At 66.4% G+C, this 15,222-nt stretch carries 12 protein-coding genes; 7 read left to right on the forward strand and 5 right to left on the reverse strand.

The features are described 5' to 3' along the window. Window positions 1–158: 158 nt before the first annotated feature. From ACSFC7_RS00120 to ACSFC7_RS00130, 3 genes are all read left to right on the forward strand, one after another. Entirely contained in the window at window positions 159–1,487 is a 1,329-nt protein-coding gene (locus ACSFC7_RS00120; RefSeq protein WP_436345647.1) for a PAS domain S-box protein, read from the forward strand. 21 nt (window positions 1,488–1,508) lie between these two features. Continuing rightward, window positions 1,509–2,153: a sensor histidine kinase gene (locus ACSFC7_RS00125; RefSeq protein ID WP_436345649.1), complete on the forward strand. Its 645-nt coding sequence runs from the start codon at window positions 1,509–1,511 to the stop codon at window positions 2,151–2,153. A gap of 153 nt (window positions 2,154–2,306) precedes the next feature. Then, complete coding sequence (locus ACSFC7_RS00130; protein ID WP_436348033.1) at window positions 2,307–3,437, forward strand: DUF373 family protein; 1,131 nt, start codon at window positions 2,307–2,309, stop codon at window positions 3,435–3,437. Between the two features lie 62 nt (window positions 3,438–3,499). Here ACSFC7_RS00130 and ACSFC7_RS00135 read toward each other — a convergent pair whose 3' ends face one another. The 5 genes from ACSFC7_RS00135 to ACSFC7_RS00155 all read right to left on the reverse strand — a co-directional run bounded on the left by ACSFC7_RS00135 (window position 3,500) and on the right by ACSFC7_RS00155 (window position 10,269). Beyond that, on the reverse strand, window positions 3,500–4,342 hold the full coding sequence (locus tag ACSFC7_RS00135; protein ID WP_436345651.1) for a polyprenyl synthetase family protein: 843 nt from the start codon (window positions 4,340–4,342) through the stop codon (window positions 3,500–3,502). Window positions 4,343–4,391: 49 nt separating this feature from the next. Further along, entirely contained in the window at window positions 4,392–6,878 is a 2,487-nt protein-coding gene (locus ACSFC7_RS00140) for a methyl-accepting chemotaxis protein (RefSeq protein ID WP_436345652.1), read from the reverse strand. Continuing rightward, on the reverse strand, window positions 6,878–8,146 hold the full coding sequence (locus ACSFC7_RS00145; RefSeq protein ID WP_436345654.1) for an ABC transporter substrate-binding protein: 1,269 nt from the start codon (window positions 8,144–8,146) through the stop codon (window positions 6,878–6,880). The genes ACSFC7_RS00140 and ACSFC7_RS00145 overlap by 1 nt, the downstream gene beginning before the upstream one ends. 381 nt (window positions 8,147–8,527) lie before the next feature. After that, window positions 8,528–9,481 (reverse strand): electron transfer flavoprotein subunit alpha/FixB family protein, encoded by a 954-nt coding sequence (locus ACSFC7_RS00150; RefSeq protein WP_436345656.1) that lies wholly within the window; start codon window positions 9,479–9,481, stop codon window positions 8,528–8,530. Continuing rightward, window positions 9,478–10,269 carry an electron transfer flavoprotein subunit beta/FixA family protein gene (locus ACSFC7_RS00155; protein ID WP_436345657.1) on the reverse strand — a complete coding sequence of 264 codons (792 nt, stop codon included), beginning with the start codon at window positions 10,267–10,269 and terminating at the stop codon, window positions 9,478–9,480. Before ACSFC7_RS00155 ends, ACSFC7_RS00150 begins: the two co-directional genes overlap by 4 nt. Window positions 10,270–10,495: 226 nt before the next feature. Between ACSFC7_RS00155 and ACSFC7_RS00160 the strand changes: the two genes are divergently transcribed. The 4 genes from ACSFC7_RS00160 (at window position 10,496) to ACSFC7_RS00175 (ending at window position 15,108) form a co-directional block, all read left to right on the forward strand. Next, window positions 10,496–10,996, forward strand: coding sequence for a TRAM domain-containing protein (locus tag ACSFC7_RS00160; RefSeq protein ID WP_436345658.1), 501 nt, complete (start codon window positions 10,496–10,498; stop codon window positions 10,994–10,996). 107 nt (window positions 10,997–11,103) lie between these two features. Continuing rightward, entirely contained in the window at window positions 11,104–12,849 is a 1,746-nt protein-coding gene (locus tag ACSFC7_RS00165; protein WP_436345660.1) for a hypothetical protein, read from the forward strand. Next, window positions 12,842–13,579: a DUF7269 family protein gene (locus ACSFC7_RS00170; RefSeq protein WP_436345661.1), complete on the forward strand. Its 738-nt coding sequence runs from the start codon at window positions 12,842–12,844 to the stop codon at window positions 13,577–13,579. The genes ACSFC7_RS00165 and ACSFC7_RS00170 overlap by 8 nt, the downstream gene beginning before the upstream one ends. Next, the gene (locus ACSFC7_RS00175) at window positions 13,576–15,108 is read left to right on the forward strand and encodes a DUF58 domain-containing protein (protein WP_436345663.1); all 1,533 of its coding nucleotides are present in this window, start codon (window positions 13,576–13,578) and stop codon (window positions 15,106–15,108) included. Before ACSFC7_RS00170 ends, ACSFC7_RS00175 begins: the two co-directional genes overlap by 4 nt. Window positions 15,109–15,222 lie beyond the last annotated feature (114 nt).

Consider the following 15,222-nt stretch of genomic DNA (forward strand, 5'->3'; position numbering starts at 1 on the left):
CGCGTCCACAAAAGCCGTGCGAAACGAGTGCGACGTGAGGTGGGCGGTCGTACCGGCGTCGAGCGGGGTTCGTCCGTCTCGAGGCCGTGACCCTCGTGTCTCGAGTACGTTCTCGGCCGTATACTATTATACGCTGGCGCCCAAACGGGGGCTAACTAATGTCTGCCGGGATCCGCGTCCTCTGTGTTGACGACGACCCGGACGTCCGGTCACTGACGGCGACCGCGCTCGAGCGAACGAGCGACGAACTGGACGTCGTGACCGCCGGCTGTAGCCGCGAGGCCCTCTCTCGAATGACGGAAGGCGACGATCTCGACTGTCTCGTCAGCGACTACGATATGCCCGGGATGGACGGTCTCGAGTTGCTCGAGGCGGTTCGTGCGGACCGTCCCGAGTTACCGTTCATCCTGTTTACCGGAACGGGGTCCGAGGAGATCGCCAGCGAGGCGATTTCGGCCGGCGTGACCGACTACCTGCAGAAGGGGCCCGGACTGGATCGGTACACCGTCCTCGCGAACCGCATCGAGAACGCCGTCGATCGGCGACGCACGGCCCGCGCACGCCGAGAGAGTGAACGTGAACTCGAGCGCTACCGGACCCTCGTGGAGTCGATCACCGACCCGATGTACGTCCTCGACGAGATGGGGCGGTGCACCGTCGCGAACGAGGCGTTTTGCGAGCTACACGACGTCGACCGAGAGCAGGTTCTCGGGGAACACATCACGGAGTTCATCAGCAGAGCGTCGCTCGAACGCGGCGTCAAGACGGTTCGACGACTGCACGAGAGCGGCCGCGAGTCCGCTCGGTTCGAAGTCCTCGTCGGGGCTGGCGACGAGCAGCGGATCGGCGAAGCGAACGTGACCGTTCTGACCGACGAGCGGGGCGAATTCGCCGGTTCTACCGCCGTGATCCGTGATATCTCCGACCGAAAGCGACGGGAGCGCGAACTCTCCCAGTACGAACGGATCGTCGAACTCGCGCCGATCGCCCTCTTCGTCCTCGATGCGGACGCGACGATCGTCTGGTGCAACGACGAGTTCGCCAACGCGTTCGCGGAGGATATCGACGAACTGCTCGGGACCCGGTTTCCGGACCTCGTCGAACGCGGCTACTACGACGAACGGGTGATCGACAAGTACACCGACGAGGTCCGGGCGCTTCTCTCCTCGTCGGTCGACCGCGAACGGGCGAAGTACCACGTGCAATTTCGGAATGCGGACGGTGAGGAACGTATCCACGACGTCCACACCAAACTCCTTCCGCTCGAGGACGGGGCGTTCACCGGAACGATCCACGCGATCCGCGACATCACCAGGCGACGTCGGTATCAGCGCGAACTCGAGCGCCAGAACGATCGACTGGAGGAGTTCGCGGGGGTCGTCAGCCACGATCTCAGGAACCCGCTGAACGTCGCCCAGGGCAGTCTCGAACTCCACGCGGAGGAGTGTCCGATCGAGAACGGCGCTGAAACGGGCTCGACCGAATAGATCCGCTGGTCGCTCGAACGGATGGACGAACTGATCGAGGATCTCCTCTCGCTCGCCCGTCACGGTCGGACCGTCGGCGATCCCGAACCCGTCGACCTCTCGCGACTCGTCCGAGAAGCCTGGGAGGCCGTCGATACCGCGGGTGCGACGCTCGAGTGTTCGGTCGACGTCACGATCACCGCAGACGAGGGCCGGGTACGGGCGCTGTTCGAGAACCTGTTTCGGAACAGCGTGGAACACGGTTCCACGAGCAGTCGGCCACAGGCCGACGACAGCGTGGAGCACGGCTCCACGAGCCCTGCGTCGCGCGCTCAACAGGATGCCGTCGAGCACGGCTCGACGAACCATTCAAAACCTGATGGTTCTGGAGATGCAGTGGAACACGGTGAAAGCAACGTGACCGTTACCGTGGGTTCTCTCGAGGACGACTCGACGGCCGGGTTCTACGTCGCGGACGACGGCTCCGGTCTCGAGACGGATACCGACGAGATATTCGAGTTCGGACACACGACGGCCGACGGCGGGACCGGTCTCGGGCTGGCGATCGTCGACGGCATCGCCGAGGCCCACGGCTGGACGGTTTCCGCGTGCGAGAGCGACCGCGGCGGTGCGCGCTTCGAAATTCGGGGGGTCTCCGTGCTCGAGAACGCGTCCGTCGGGGAGTAATCGCGACACCGCGCCCGCGGCGACTAGTTCGATGCCGTACTGATCGGCGTGCGACTCCGAGCAGCCCCGTCGAGCGGGTCGTCCTCGAGCCGTCGTGTAGAATTCTGTCGTCCCCAGAAGATGGAAATACCCCGCGCTCGAACGTTCGGACAGATGCTGCTGGTCCTCTGTGTCGACCTCGACGACGACCTCGGCCGGAAGACGGGCTTTTCGACGCCGGTCATCGGTCGCGACCCGGTCGAGGAGGCGGCCGTCGCCCTCGCGACTGCGGACCCGGAGGACTCCGACGTCAACGTCATCTTCCAGGGATTACACATCTACGACGATCTCGACGAGCGCGACGAGAGCGTCGAAGTCGCCGTCGTCACCGGGAACGACGAGGGCGACGTCAAGGCCAACCGGGAGGTCGGCGACGAGGTCGATACGGTCCTCGCGAGCCTCTCGACCGCGGAAGACGTGACCGCGCTCGTGGTCACCGACGGCGCACAGGACGAATCCGTCATCCCGATCATCCGGTCGCGCGTTCCGATCGACGGCGTCCGCCGCGTCGTCGTCCGGCAGGCCCAGAACCTGGAGTCGATGTACTACACGATCAAACAGGTGCTGAACGACCCCGAGACGCGAGGGACGGTGTTGATTCCGCTGGGAATCCTCTTGCTCATCTACCCGCTCGCGTTGATCGGGAGCGTGCTGGATATGCCGGGCATCGTGCTCGGGACGACCTCCGCGCTCCTCGGCCTCTACCTCATCTCTCGCGGCCTCGGCCTCGGCGATCGGCTCGACGACGCCGTCGAACGCGGCCGCCGGTCGCTGTACGCCGGTCGCACGACCCTGCTCGCCTACGTCGTCGCTGCGGCCCTGTTCGTGCTCGGGGGCGTCAGCGGAATGAATACCCTAGAGGAGGTCCAGCAGACCACCGCAAACGAGATCGGTGCCCCGGTCATGCTCGCCGCGTTCGTCTACGGCTCGATCCAGTGGGTCGCCGCCGCCGGCCTCACCACCAGTCTCGGGCAGATCACCGACGAGTACATCGCGGGGCGTCTCGAGTGGCGCTATCTCAACGCGCCCTTTTACGTCCTCTCGATCGCGATCGTCCTCCACGCGGTGAGCGCGTACTTCCTGAACGAAGTCGAGATCAACTATCTCGCGACTGCCCTGACCGTCGGGACGTTACTGGGTATCGTGAGCACGCTCACCTTCGCCGTTCTCGAGTCACGGTTTTCGGAGACGGCGGAGGGCGACCACGAGGCCGACGACGGGACGAGACAGACCGAGCGCGTGTAGTGACACCGCTCGCGGGAAAGGAGTGCGCGTAGATGCAAGGGGAAGGCGAGCCTCGCGTCGGGTTACCGCTCGCGTTCGACGACGAACTCCGCTAACTCGAGCAGGTAGTCTCTGGCCGCCGGGTCGGCGACCTCGACGCGGTCCAAGGCCTCGATCGCGCGGTCGGATTCGGCTCGAGCGCGGGCGTTGGCCTCCTCGGGGGTGAGGTCGGTCACCTGAACGACCGACGGGCGCTCCAGGGCGGCGTCGTGGCCGGTCGGTTTACCCAGTTCCTCGGGGTCGGCGACCGCGTCCAGCACGTCGTCTCTGATCTGGAAGGCGACCCCGACGCGTTCGGCGTACTCGCCCAGCGCTTCGACGGTCACGGGATCCGAGACGGCGGCGATGGCCCCGAGTTCGGCGGCGGCTCGAAAGAGCGCGCCCGTCTTTCGCCGCGCCAGCGTCATGTACTCCTCCTCCGTCTCCGGTCTGGCCGACAGCTCCGTGGCCTCGCCGATGCCGAGTTCGACCATCGCCTCGGCGACGACCTGCGTCGCCCTCGGATCCGCAGAGAAGAGGGCGAACGCCTCCCCGAGCAGGCCGTCGCTCGAGACGATCGCGGGCCCGTAGCCGAACTCGGCCCACGCGCTGGTCGTCCCGCGGCGCAGTTCGGAGCGGTCGATGATGTCGTCGATGACGAGCGACGCGCTGTGGACGAGTTCGATACCGACGCCGAAGTCCACCGCTTCCTCGGCCGACCCGCCGACGGTTTCACAGGCTAGCAGTGCGACCATCGGCCGGACGCGTTTGCCGCCCGAGAGCGCCGTGTGGCGGACTTCCTCCCTGAGCGAGTCCGGCTCGAGGCCGTCGATCACCTCGACGAGGCGCTCCTCGATCAGCGCCCGACGACGCTCCAGACGTTCCATTGCCAGCGCTTAGGACGGGGGTACAAAGTAGGTGACGGATCGGCCGAACCTAGGGCTCGTCGACCCGATCGAACGAGAACGGCTGGTCCGTCTGCGCTGACTCCGACGCGTCAGCGTCTGACCCGGTCGTGACGGGATCCGCGTCGTCCGTCTCGGTCCGGTCGTCTTCGCGAGACGGTTCGTCGCCCGTCTCGACCGATGCATTGCCGACTGTCTCAACTGGCCTATCGTCGCCTCCCTCGACCGCTGGCGTGCCCTCTTCGTAGCTTAGTTCGGTGTCGCCGTTCGCCGACCAGGCTCGCGCCCCTCGGTCGGTCTCGAAGCGGTCGAGCGCCTCGCTCAGTTGCGCCGCCTGTCCGGCCAGGGAGTTCGCGTTCTCCGACACCTCGGCGAGCGCCGACGTCTGTTCCTCCGCGGCGGCCGCGACGTGCTGGGCCTCCTGTACCGTCGTCTCGGAGATGTCGGTCGCCGCCGACGCCATCGCGACGACTTCCTGCGTCGAGGCGGCCTGCTCCTCGGACGCCGCGGAGATCTCCTGCACGCCGTCGTTCGTCTGACTCGCGTAGTTCGCGATCTCGTCGAGCGCCGACGCCGCGTTCTCGACGGAGTCGACGTGCGTCGAGATGCGATCGGCGGTCTTCTGGACTTCCGTCGCCGTGTGGTCGGTCCGCTCGTTGATCTGCTCCAGTCGCTGCTCGATGTCTTCGGCGGTCTCTCGCGTATCTTCGGCGAGTTCCTTGACCTGGGATGCGACGACGGCGAACCCGCTGCCGTCGTCGCCACCGGCGGTGCCGCGCGACGCCTCGATGTTGGCGTTCAGCGCGAGCATGTTCGTCTGGCGAGCCACCTCGGAGATGAACTCGACGAGTTCGTCGATCTGTTCCATCTCTTCCTCGAGCGCCTGAATCGCCTCGACGGCCTCGGCCGATTCCGACTCGATCTCGTGCATCCCGTCGATCGCCTCCTGTGCCGCTTTGCGGCCGTGCCGACCCGTTTCGGCCGTCCGCTCGGCGAGGTCGGCGACCTCGTTCGACGACGCCGCGATCTCTTCGGTCGTCGTCGAAAGACCGCTCATCTCGGTCGAGACCGCCTGCAAGTGCTGGTTCTGCTCGTCCGCGCCGTCGGAAATCTCCTGGACGGACACCGTCACCTGCTCGGACGCCGATCGAACCTCCTCGGCGCTCGTCGTCACCTCCTCGCTCGCCGTCGCGACCTCGGTGGCGAACGTCTTGACGTGGGCGGTCGTCTCCTCGAGTTCCTCGACCATCGAGTTGAACGAGCGGGCGATGTCGGCCATCGCTTCGCTCTCGCTTTCGGGATCGAGTCGCTTGGTCAGATCGCCGGCCGCACACTGGGCCATCACGTCGCGGTACTCGTCCGCTTTCGTCTCGAGATGGCGGTTGATCGTCTCGGTTTCGGTACGTGCCTGCTCCGCATCCTGCCGCGCTTCCTCGGCCTCCCGAATCTGATTTCGCAGCGAGGTTCGCATGCTGTCGAAGCCGTCGTACAGCCGGCCGATCTCGTCGGCCCGGGACGTCTCGAGATCGACGTCCAGGTTCCCCTCCTCCATCTCCTTCGTCCGATCGCGCAACTCGGCCAGCGGGACGACCGTCTGGCGACCCAGAACGACCCCGACGAGTCCGAGCGTGACCAGACTCACGAGCACCATCGCGATGACGTTGGTGCCGACGTCGGTCGCGACGCCGTAGGCCTGTTCGGTCGGGACGCTCGTGACGGCGACCCACTGCGTGTCGCCGACCGGCGTGTACGCCCGAACGAACTCGCCGTCGTCGACGCGCGTCAGTCGGCCACCGAGTGCGGCCTCGAGGGCCTCGTCGTCGACCGACGTTTGGTCGATCGACGCGTTCGCGGACTGCAGGACCGGCGTTCCCTCGGCGTCGACGATCGCCGTCGACGACGACGCACCCTCCTGCTGGAGTTGCTGAACGCGGTACTCGAGCGTGCCGATGACGACGACGACGCGGTCGTCTCGCTCTGAAACCGGACTGGCGAAGGCCATCACCTGATCGTCGAGCGACGGCGACGTGTAGGCCTGTTCGGAGTTCCAGACCGCGTCGTCGAACGCGAGTTCGCCCTGGAAGTCGGTCGTCGCCCACGGATCGTCGACGTCGGCGAGCGACTGGCCGCGGAGTTCCGAGTCCGTGCTCGTGACGACCTCGCCGGTCTCGGTGTCGACGTAGTGAATCGCCCGCACGTCGACCGACATCCGGGCCTGTGCCTCGACGATCTCACCCTGTACCTCCTGTGGATCGCCGTCCTGTAACTCCTGTGAGGCCGACGCCGTCCGCGTCTGCACGCGCATCGACTCGACCCACTCGCCGATCCCGTCCGCCTGCAACTCGGCGGTCGACTCGAGTTGCTCGTTCGAATCGGCCCTGACGGTGTCGTCGATGGCGGTGTAACTGACGGCGCCGACCGAGCCGATAACCAGGACGACCACCAGAATCGAGATCACGAACTTCGCGAGGTATCGCCGCCTGATGAACGACGGCACCAGCTTTGCGAGTCGAGACATTAGGTCGTCACCCTGTCGATTTCGGAGATACCGCCGTCCGCACTCTGATCGAACTCCCAGTACTCGAAGGTCGCGTCGATCGCGTCACCGTTCTCGTCGAACGACAGCGCGCTCGAGGCGCCCTGATACTCGACAGGCTCTCCCTGGGCTGCGAGTTCGAGGCCCTCGGCGAGCGTCTCCGGTTCGATCACCTCCCCGGGTTCGTTCGTCACCGTCTGCATCGCGTTTCTGATCGCCGTCCCGTCGTTCTGTCCGGCGTAGGCGTTGGCGAGCAAGAGTACGGCCGTCGAATCGTAGGCGTGGGCCGTGAAGATCCCCGGTTCGGCGTCGTACGCGGCTTGATACTGTTCGGCGAAGAACTCCTGGCCGGGACCGCCGACCAGCGGCGCCGTTCCGCGGATGCCGTCGAGCGAACGGTCGACCTCGTCCTGCAGGTCCCCGTCTCGGAGTCCGTCGGTGACGAGCACGTCGATCTCGTCGAGGTCGTCGCCCAGATCGGTGAACAGCTGCGTCCCCGTCTCGGGGTAGCCGATCACGACCAGTAGATCCGGATCGTCCGCCCTGGCCCGATCGATCGCGGCGGCGTAGGAGTCGCTCTCCTCGTTCAGCGGAACCTGGGCCGAGACCGTTCCGTCGTGCGTCGATCGAAACGCCTGCGTAAACGACTGACTCAGCTGCCAGCCGTAGTCGTTGTTCACGTACATCGTGGCCGCCGTCTCGTGACCGAGATCCGTCATCGCCTGCTCCGCGAGGACGACCGCCTGTAACGAGTCCGACAGCGCCGTCCGGAAGACGAGTCCGGCGTCGTTCAGGGCCGTGATCGTCGGCGTGGTCGCCGAGGGCGAACAGCTGACGACTCGGTGCGGAATGAGTACCTGCTGGGTCGCCTGCAGCGTCACGTCCGAGGCTGCCGGTCCGTTGACCATCGGGTAGCCCTCGCTGACGAGGCGAGCGGCTCCCTGAACGCCCGTCGGCGGAGACGTCTCCGTGTCCACGACCTCGTACTCGATCTCGAGATCGATCTCGTCTTCGACCTGACTGACCGGGAGTAACGAGGCGTCTCTGATCGGTTCTCCCACGGAGCCGAGATCACCGCTGAGCGGTTGCATTATCCCGAGTTTGAGTGTTCGGTCGGTCCCGCCACCGTCTCCGTCGTCGGCGTCACGAACGTCGAGCCCGGAAAAACTACTGAGACAACCGGCGAGGCCGCTGAGTCCAGCGACGCCCGCGGCCGACAGGAGCTTCCGGCGCTTCAGTCGGACTGACATAGGATTCGTATCTAATCACTAGTATATAGGTGTACTGGACAGTCACTAAACAATATATTAAATACGCGATGTATGCTGCGCGATTTTTGCGCGCTACAGGTAACTCACAAGACAAATGTGAGTATCGGTGGAGTGAACGCCACATGTGAATACTGGTGAACGGCTCGAAATCAGCTCCGAACGGCACTCTTCTCGTCTTCACTTCGCGAACGGATACGAAATCGCTGGTCGCAGACCGCTTTTCCAAATACGCTCGATCACAAATGGCCGCTCACACACTTCCTCACGGGCGCGTCGAGCCCGTTCGCCAATTCGTGGTTCTCACTCCGTTCGAACGACGCTGCTCGCGGTCCCGAGATCCGCGTGACACGCGGATCTCGCCTACTGGAACTCTTCGGTCAGCGCCGGCACCACGTCGAAGAGGTCGTCGTGGATCGCGTAGTCGGCGATGTCCATGATCGGCGCGTTGGGGTCCGTGTTGATCGCGACGATCGTATCCGAGCCCTTCATCCCGGCGACGTGCTGGACTGCACCCGAGATCCCGATCGCGATGTAGACGTCAGGCGTGACGACCTTTCCGGACTGGCCGACCTGACGGTTCTTTGGCAGCCAGCCGTTGTCGACGATCGGTCGCGACGACGACACCGTCGCGTCGAGCGCGTCGGCGAGTTCTTCGATGATCGGAATGTTCTCTTCCTCTTCGATGCCGCGACCGACGCTCACGAGCACGTCGGCTTCGCTGATGTCGACGTCGCCGCCGGCGACTTCCTCGAAGCCGGTGACGGTCGAACCGACGGCGTCCTCGTCGATTTCGGCGTCGAAGGCCTCGATCGAGGCGTCGCCGGTGCCCTCCGCGGCGGGCCACTCGGCACCCCGGATCGTCGCGACGGCTGGACCCTCGAGTTCGTTGGTGGTCTCGACTTTGCCACCGTACATTTCGCGGGTGGCGATCAGGGTCTCGCCGTCGGTCTCGAGGCCGATGGTGTCGGTGACGACGGGGAGATCGAGCGCGTTGGCGATGGCGGGCGCGTAGTCGAGGCCGTTGACGCTGTTGGGCGTCAGGACGTACTGCGGGGCGAGTTCGTCGTAGAGTTGGGTGATCGCCTGCGTGTAGACGTCGTGGTTGAACTCCTCACCGTGGTCGATGGTGTGGATAGCGTCGACGCCCTCGCGGTTGACCTTCTCCACGAACTCGTCGACGGTGCCGCTGATGACCGCCAGGTGCAGGTCGCCGCCGGTCTCGTTGGCCAGCGCGCGGCCCGCGGTGATCGCCTCGAGACTGACGTCGCGCAGGTCGCCGCGGCGGTGTTCCGTGATTGCGAGGACGTCCGTCATGGCGCCACCCCCTTGTCGCGGAGCATGTCACCTAACTCGGAAGCGGTTTCTTCGGGGCTGCCCTCCCAGATCGTCGCGTCGCTCTCGCTTTCGGGCTCGTACATGTCCGTCAGCGTGAGGTCGGCGTCGATCGCGCTCTCGTCGACGCCGATGTCGGCGAGGCGCTGGACGTCGAGTTCCTTGCGCTGGGCCTGCCGGATGCCGCGCAGGCTCGCGTAGCGCGGCTCGTTGATACCCGTCTGGATCGTCAACACCGCCGGGAGCTCGATCTCGGTGAGCTCCTCGACGCCGCCCTCGAGTTCGCGGCGGACGGAGGCGACGTCGTCCTCGAAGTCGTGCTCGAGGTGGTTGACGACGGCGCCCCACTCGTAGCCGAGGTTCTCGGCGACGGAGACGCCGGTCGCGGCGAAGCTGTCGTCGCCGGCCTGGACGCCCGTCAGCACGAGGTCGGGATCCTCCGCCTCGACGACGGCGCTGAGGATCTCCGTCTTCGCGCCGACGTCCAGCAGGTCGACGCCCTCGAGGGAGTCGTCCCAGACGCGGACGGCGCGGTCGGCACCCTTGGCGAGCGCCTGGCGGATGGTCTGTTCACACTCTTCGGACCCGATGGTGACCGTGACGACTTCGTCGGCGACGCCCTCCTCTTGGAGTTGGACGGCCTCTTCGATGGCGTAGTCGTCCCACTCGTTGAGGTCGGCGCCGAGGTACTGATCGGCGATCTCAGTCCCCTCGATCTCGAACTCGTCTTCGACGGTCGCGACTTCTTTGACCGTAACGAGGATTTTCATCATCAATCACTGCAACGTCCGTACCGTAAATCTTTTCGAAACGCGCTTTCAGATGGGTTTCGTTCATTTACCATCTTTCGCTAATACGTCCGGTGTGTATTACGATATCTGCCGGACGTTCGAAAAATCACTACCAGCGTTTTCTCTATGGCCGCTTCAGATCGGCGAAACGAACGCCCGTCTACGAGACGGAAACGGTTTAACGACGCCACTGGTAGGACACAGTATGGCAGACTGTCCACTTGCCGACGACTGTCCGAGCTTCTCCGAGCGGATCTCGGGAATGGGGTGTCAACACTACGGTGATCGGGGTGGCAAGGAGTGGTGCAACCACTACAGCCAGCCGATCCAGGACCTCAAGACCCAGCCGGTCAAGCCGGGCGAAGAGGTCGTCGTCGACGTCGTCGATATGCACGAAAGCGGGGCCGGCGTCGGTCGGACCGAGGACGGCTTCATCGTGATGGTCGATGGGGTCCTCCCCGAGGCTCGCGCTCGCGTCGAAATCACGCGCGTCCACAGCAATCACGCCCGTGCGGAGGAACTCGAACTCCTCCCGATGGACCCGGACGAGGAGGGCGAGGAAGCCGACGAGGGCGACGACTCCGACACTGATGCCGGCGGTGACGCTGACGGGGACGATTCCGAAGGTACGGACGACGGGAAGCGGGAATCTGCAGCCGACAAGCGTGAACGGCTCGGAAGTCGCGAGAACTTCTGGGGCTCGTAAGGGAGTTCGAGTCCCCGATGAGTGGACAGTCATCGAGCACTCGCCGTTTTCGCCGCGGTCGTGGCAACAAGACGTAAGTACCAGTTCGATCAACTGTAGCCCGATTAATGGGGAGCGGATCGGACAACGGACGACGACTACTCGCGATCAGTGCCGTTTGCTGTGCGATTTTCGGGTTACTGCTCGCCGCCAGTGCGATGCCGATGGTGGCGTCGGACTCGCCGGCGAGTGACTTCTTCGATGGCGACGACCGGGAACCGGGTCAGCCGTCGACACAAGCGGCACAACAGCTTCCGGGTGGTATCGACGCTGATGGCGAGAGTGACGACACCGATCGGACAGGTGGCGAAACGAGCGGTGGTTCCGCCGTCATGGACGCCGGCGGTACGCCCGCGGCGTCGCTTGCGAATCGTGCCGCCGACTTCGATAACCCGATCGCCGAGGGCGTACTCTACGGGCTCGCGTCACTGTTCGCGGCGTTCGACGGCGGCTCGAGTGTCGATCCGGCGGGAGTCGGCGGCTCCGAAGATGCGGACCCAACTGCCGGAACGGACGAGAGCGGTGACGGTGACTTCGCGGAGTCCGGCGTCGGCGGGGAGTTCGGTGACGCACTCACCGCGGACGATCTGGAGGACGAGTACGACGGTGACGATGGCATGGAAGCTGCCGACGAAGACGGTGCCGAACCCGAGAGAGAGGAAGTCGGTTCGAACGGCGGCGACCGGACGGTCGACGGTGACGCCGATGGGGACGGCGATCCCGAGGACGGTGGCGAACGGTGGGAGGGAGACGACACCGACTCCGGGGAGACGGACGAGACCGAGAGCGACGAGTGGGGGAGCGGTACTGCAGACGGCGACGGCAGTACCGGCGGTACGGATGGTACCGACGGAGAGAGCAACGAGCCGGTGGATGGAGAGGACGAGACAGGCGACGAAGACTCCGGAAGTGGCGACGGCAACGCTGAGACGGATTCGGGTGACGAAACGGGCGACGCTGAGACGGAGTCTGCCGACGACGACGCCGACTGGGGTGACGACGAGACGGCAGCCGAGACGGAGATGGACGACTCGAGCGGAGAACGCGCAGAGACGGCCGACTCGAGCGACGATACGGACGGCACGGACGACTCGAGCGACGACGCGGACGACGAAACTGCGGCCGGTGAAGACAGCGGTGGCGACGATTCGGGGCTCACGGATTCGGTTCCGGGCCTCTCCGATGGGGTCGTGACGACTGCGCTCGTCGCGGTCGCCGTACTGGTCGTCGCCTACGTATTTTACACGCGCGAGAACCCGATCGGCACGCTGCTCTCGATTCCCGGCCGGATCGTCTCGCTCGCACTGGCGGGCGTCGTCGCCTGTTCGCAGGCGCTCGAGCGAGCGGTTTCGGCGCTTCGCGGACTGCGTTCGATCGCGGAGCTACCGAGACTCGTCCTGACGACGCTCGAGGATGCGTTCCGGTCGGCGGGAACGCGCGTTCGAACCGTACGGAGGTCCCTGTTCGGTGGCGGCGACGGGGCGACCGGCGGGACGGACGCGGAGATTCGCGTCACCGCACGCGAGCGTATCCGACGAGCGTTCGAGAGCGTGATCGACGCCTCGCCGATGTACCGCGGACGCGTCGCGACGGTGACGCCGACGGAGGTCGCACGGAGCGCCAGGGACGCCGGCGCGCCGGCGGAACCGGTCGAGACGATCACCGACTCGTTCCGCGACGTCGAGTACGGCGAGCGCGACCCCGAATCCTACTTCGAGCGAACGACGACCGCACACGAGCGCCTCCGTGCCGAACTCGAGGCGGACGCGGAGACCGCGGACGAACCGGGCGGGAGCGGGGCGACCGATGAGTAGAACGCCGTCGACGACCGGGCTCGCACTCGTTACCCTCCTCGGCGCGATACTGGTCGCCGTCGGCGGGGTGCTCGCCTTTCGGCCGGCGCTCCTCCTCGAGCGGGTACCCGAACTCCGGCCCCTGCTCGAGCGGGTCGATCCCGGACTGCTCGTCCTCGCGCTCGTCGTGCTGTTCGTGCTGTTCGCACCGGCGATCGGTATCGGCGGCCGATTTCGCCCGTCGTCCACGACGCCGCTCGTCGGAGACGAATCTCCGGACCGAACGGAGTCGAGAGACGACGACCGGCCCGGGGGACGGCCCTCCCGTCAGTCGGTCGTCGGCGCGGCAGCGGACGAGCGGATCGGCCTCGCGACGGCCTACGACGACGAACCGCGCGACAGCCGCGAGGGGGCGCGCGAGGCGCTGCTCGAGTCGCTGCGACCGATCGCGGCGACCGCCTACGCGAACCGCGCGGGGATCGCCGACCACGACGCGATGGCCGCGATCGAAGCCGGGACGTGGACCGACGATCCGCGCGCCGCCGCGTTTCTCGCCGGCGCGGACGGGCCCTCGACCCCGCTGTGGCTCTGGTTGATCGACCTCGTGAGTGCCGCGGATCCGTTCGAGCGGAGCCTCGAGCGAACGCTCGACGAGATCGAGACGCTGCAGTCGGCGGCGACGGTTGCGGGGCCACCGGTACGGGAGACGGACTCGACGGAAGACGAACTGCCCGACGGGGTGACGGCGTGATCGAAACGAGCCGGCAGGCGCGCTGGCAGGCCGCCCTCGTGGTCGCACTCACGACGTGCCTGCTCGCGGTCACAGTCGGCATCCCGTCGCTGTTCTTCCTCGCGGTCGTCGCGCTGGGATTCGTCCTCGTCGGGCAGGCGAGTGCGACGCCCGATATCGGGAGTCTCGACGCCGACGCCGGTGGGGACGAAGACGGGAGTGACGGCGAGTCCGATGATGAGGGCAACGAGGACGCCGATACGTTCGACGATTCTGGCAGTTCCGAGGATTCCACCGTCGACGCCGACCTCGAGGCTGCCCTGGGGACAGATCCGAACTCCGGCTTGCGACTCGAGCGTTCGCTCGAGAAGAGCCGCGTTCGGCCGGGACAGTCGCTGACGGTGAGTATCTCGGTGACGAACGACGGATCGCGAGTCGTGCCGGACGTCCGTATCGTGGACGCTCCGCCGGGGGACGTCCCAGTGACGGCCGGATCGCCCGCGTTCGCGACGGCCGTGTCGCCGGGCGAGACCGCGAGCCACGAGTACGAACTGACGCCGCCGCGGGGGGAGTACGAGTTCGGCCCGACGACGGTTCGGGTGCGCTCGCTTCCGGCGACGGCCGTCGCGACCGCCGAGTGCGAACCGGACGGGGACAGCCGCTTCGCCTGCGAGACGCTGCTCGACGCGTTTCCGTTTCGGGACCGGACGATCCAGTTCGTCGGACAGGCGCCGACCGACGACGGCGGCAGCGGCATCGAGTTCTTCTCGACGCGGGAGTACCGCCGCGGCGATCCGATCAACCGGATCGACTGGTACCGCTTCGCCCGGACGGGCGACCTCGCGACCGTGGAGTACCGTCGGGAGCGGGCGGTCACCATCGTCTTCGTGATCGACGACCGTCGCGAGCACCACTGCGACGTTCCCGACGGCGGCCCGGGCTCGTTCGATCTCACGCTGTACGCCGCCTCGCGCGGCGTCGTCGCCTCGCTTGAGGACGGCAACCGGACCGGCCTGGCGACGCTTTCGGGCGACGGCTGGGTCGAGCCGGGTTCCGGGAGCGACGTTCGACGGCAGGTCGACGACGCGCTCGAGGACGCGCGGCCGTCCGGCTCCGAAACGGACACACCTTTCCGCGAGTCCCGTTCTCGTCGCCCCGTCGCCGACGGCGGTGAGCCGAGTGGACCGGAGCGAGCCCCCTCGAGCGGTCCGTCCGACAACGGGTCGCTCGTCGCCGACCTCGAGCGTCGACTCCCGACTCGCGCACAGGTCGCGTTCTGTACGCCGCTGCTCGACGACGAGGCGGTCGATATCGTCGAGTCGCTCCGAACCCGCGGCCGTGCGGTCACGGTCGTCTCGCCCGACGTGACGACCGGTGCCGGGACAGCGCCCTCTCCGGGTGCGCGGATCGCCGGCCTCGAGCGGGCCAATCGGACCGACGCGCTCCGCGGTCTCGGAGCGGCCGTCGTCGACTGGGACCGCGAGGAGCCGATTTCGGTCGCGCTGGCTCGAGGGTTTCGCGCTGCCGGCTCCGGAGGTGGATCGCGGTGAGCGACGCAGGGTCACCCGGTGGTTACGAGGGGACGGCGCAACGGGGTACGACGCGGCACGGGACGGCGAGTCGAAACGCGCCGGGAACGAGACGATCGGATCGCTCCCGCTCGA

Origin of the sequence: Natronorubrum halobium (assembly GCF_051351675.1) — an archaeon.
Classification (GTDB): domain Archaea; phylum Halobacteriota; class Halobacteria; order Halobacteriales; family Natrialbaceae; genus Natronorubrum.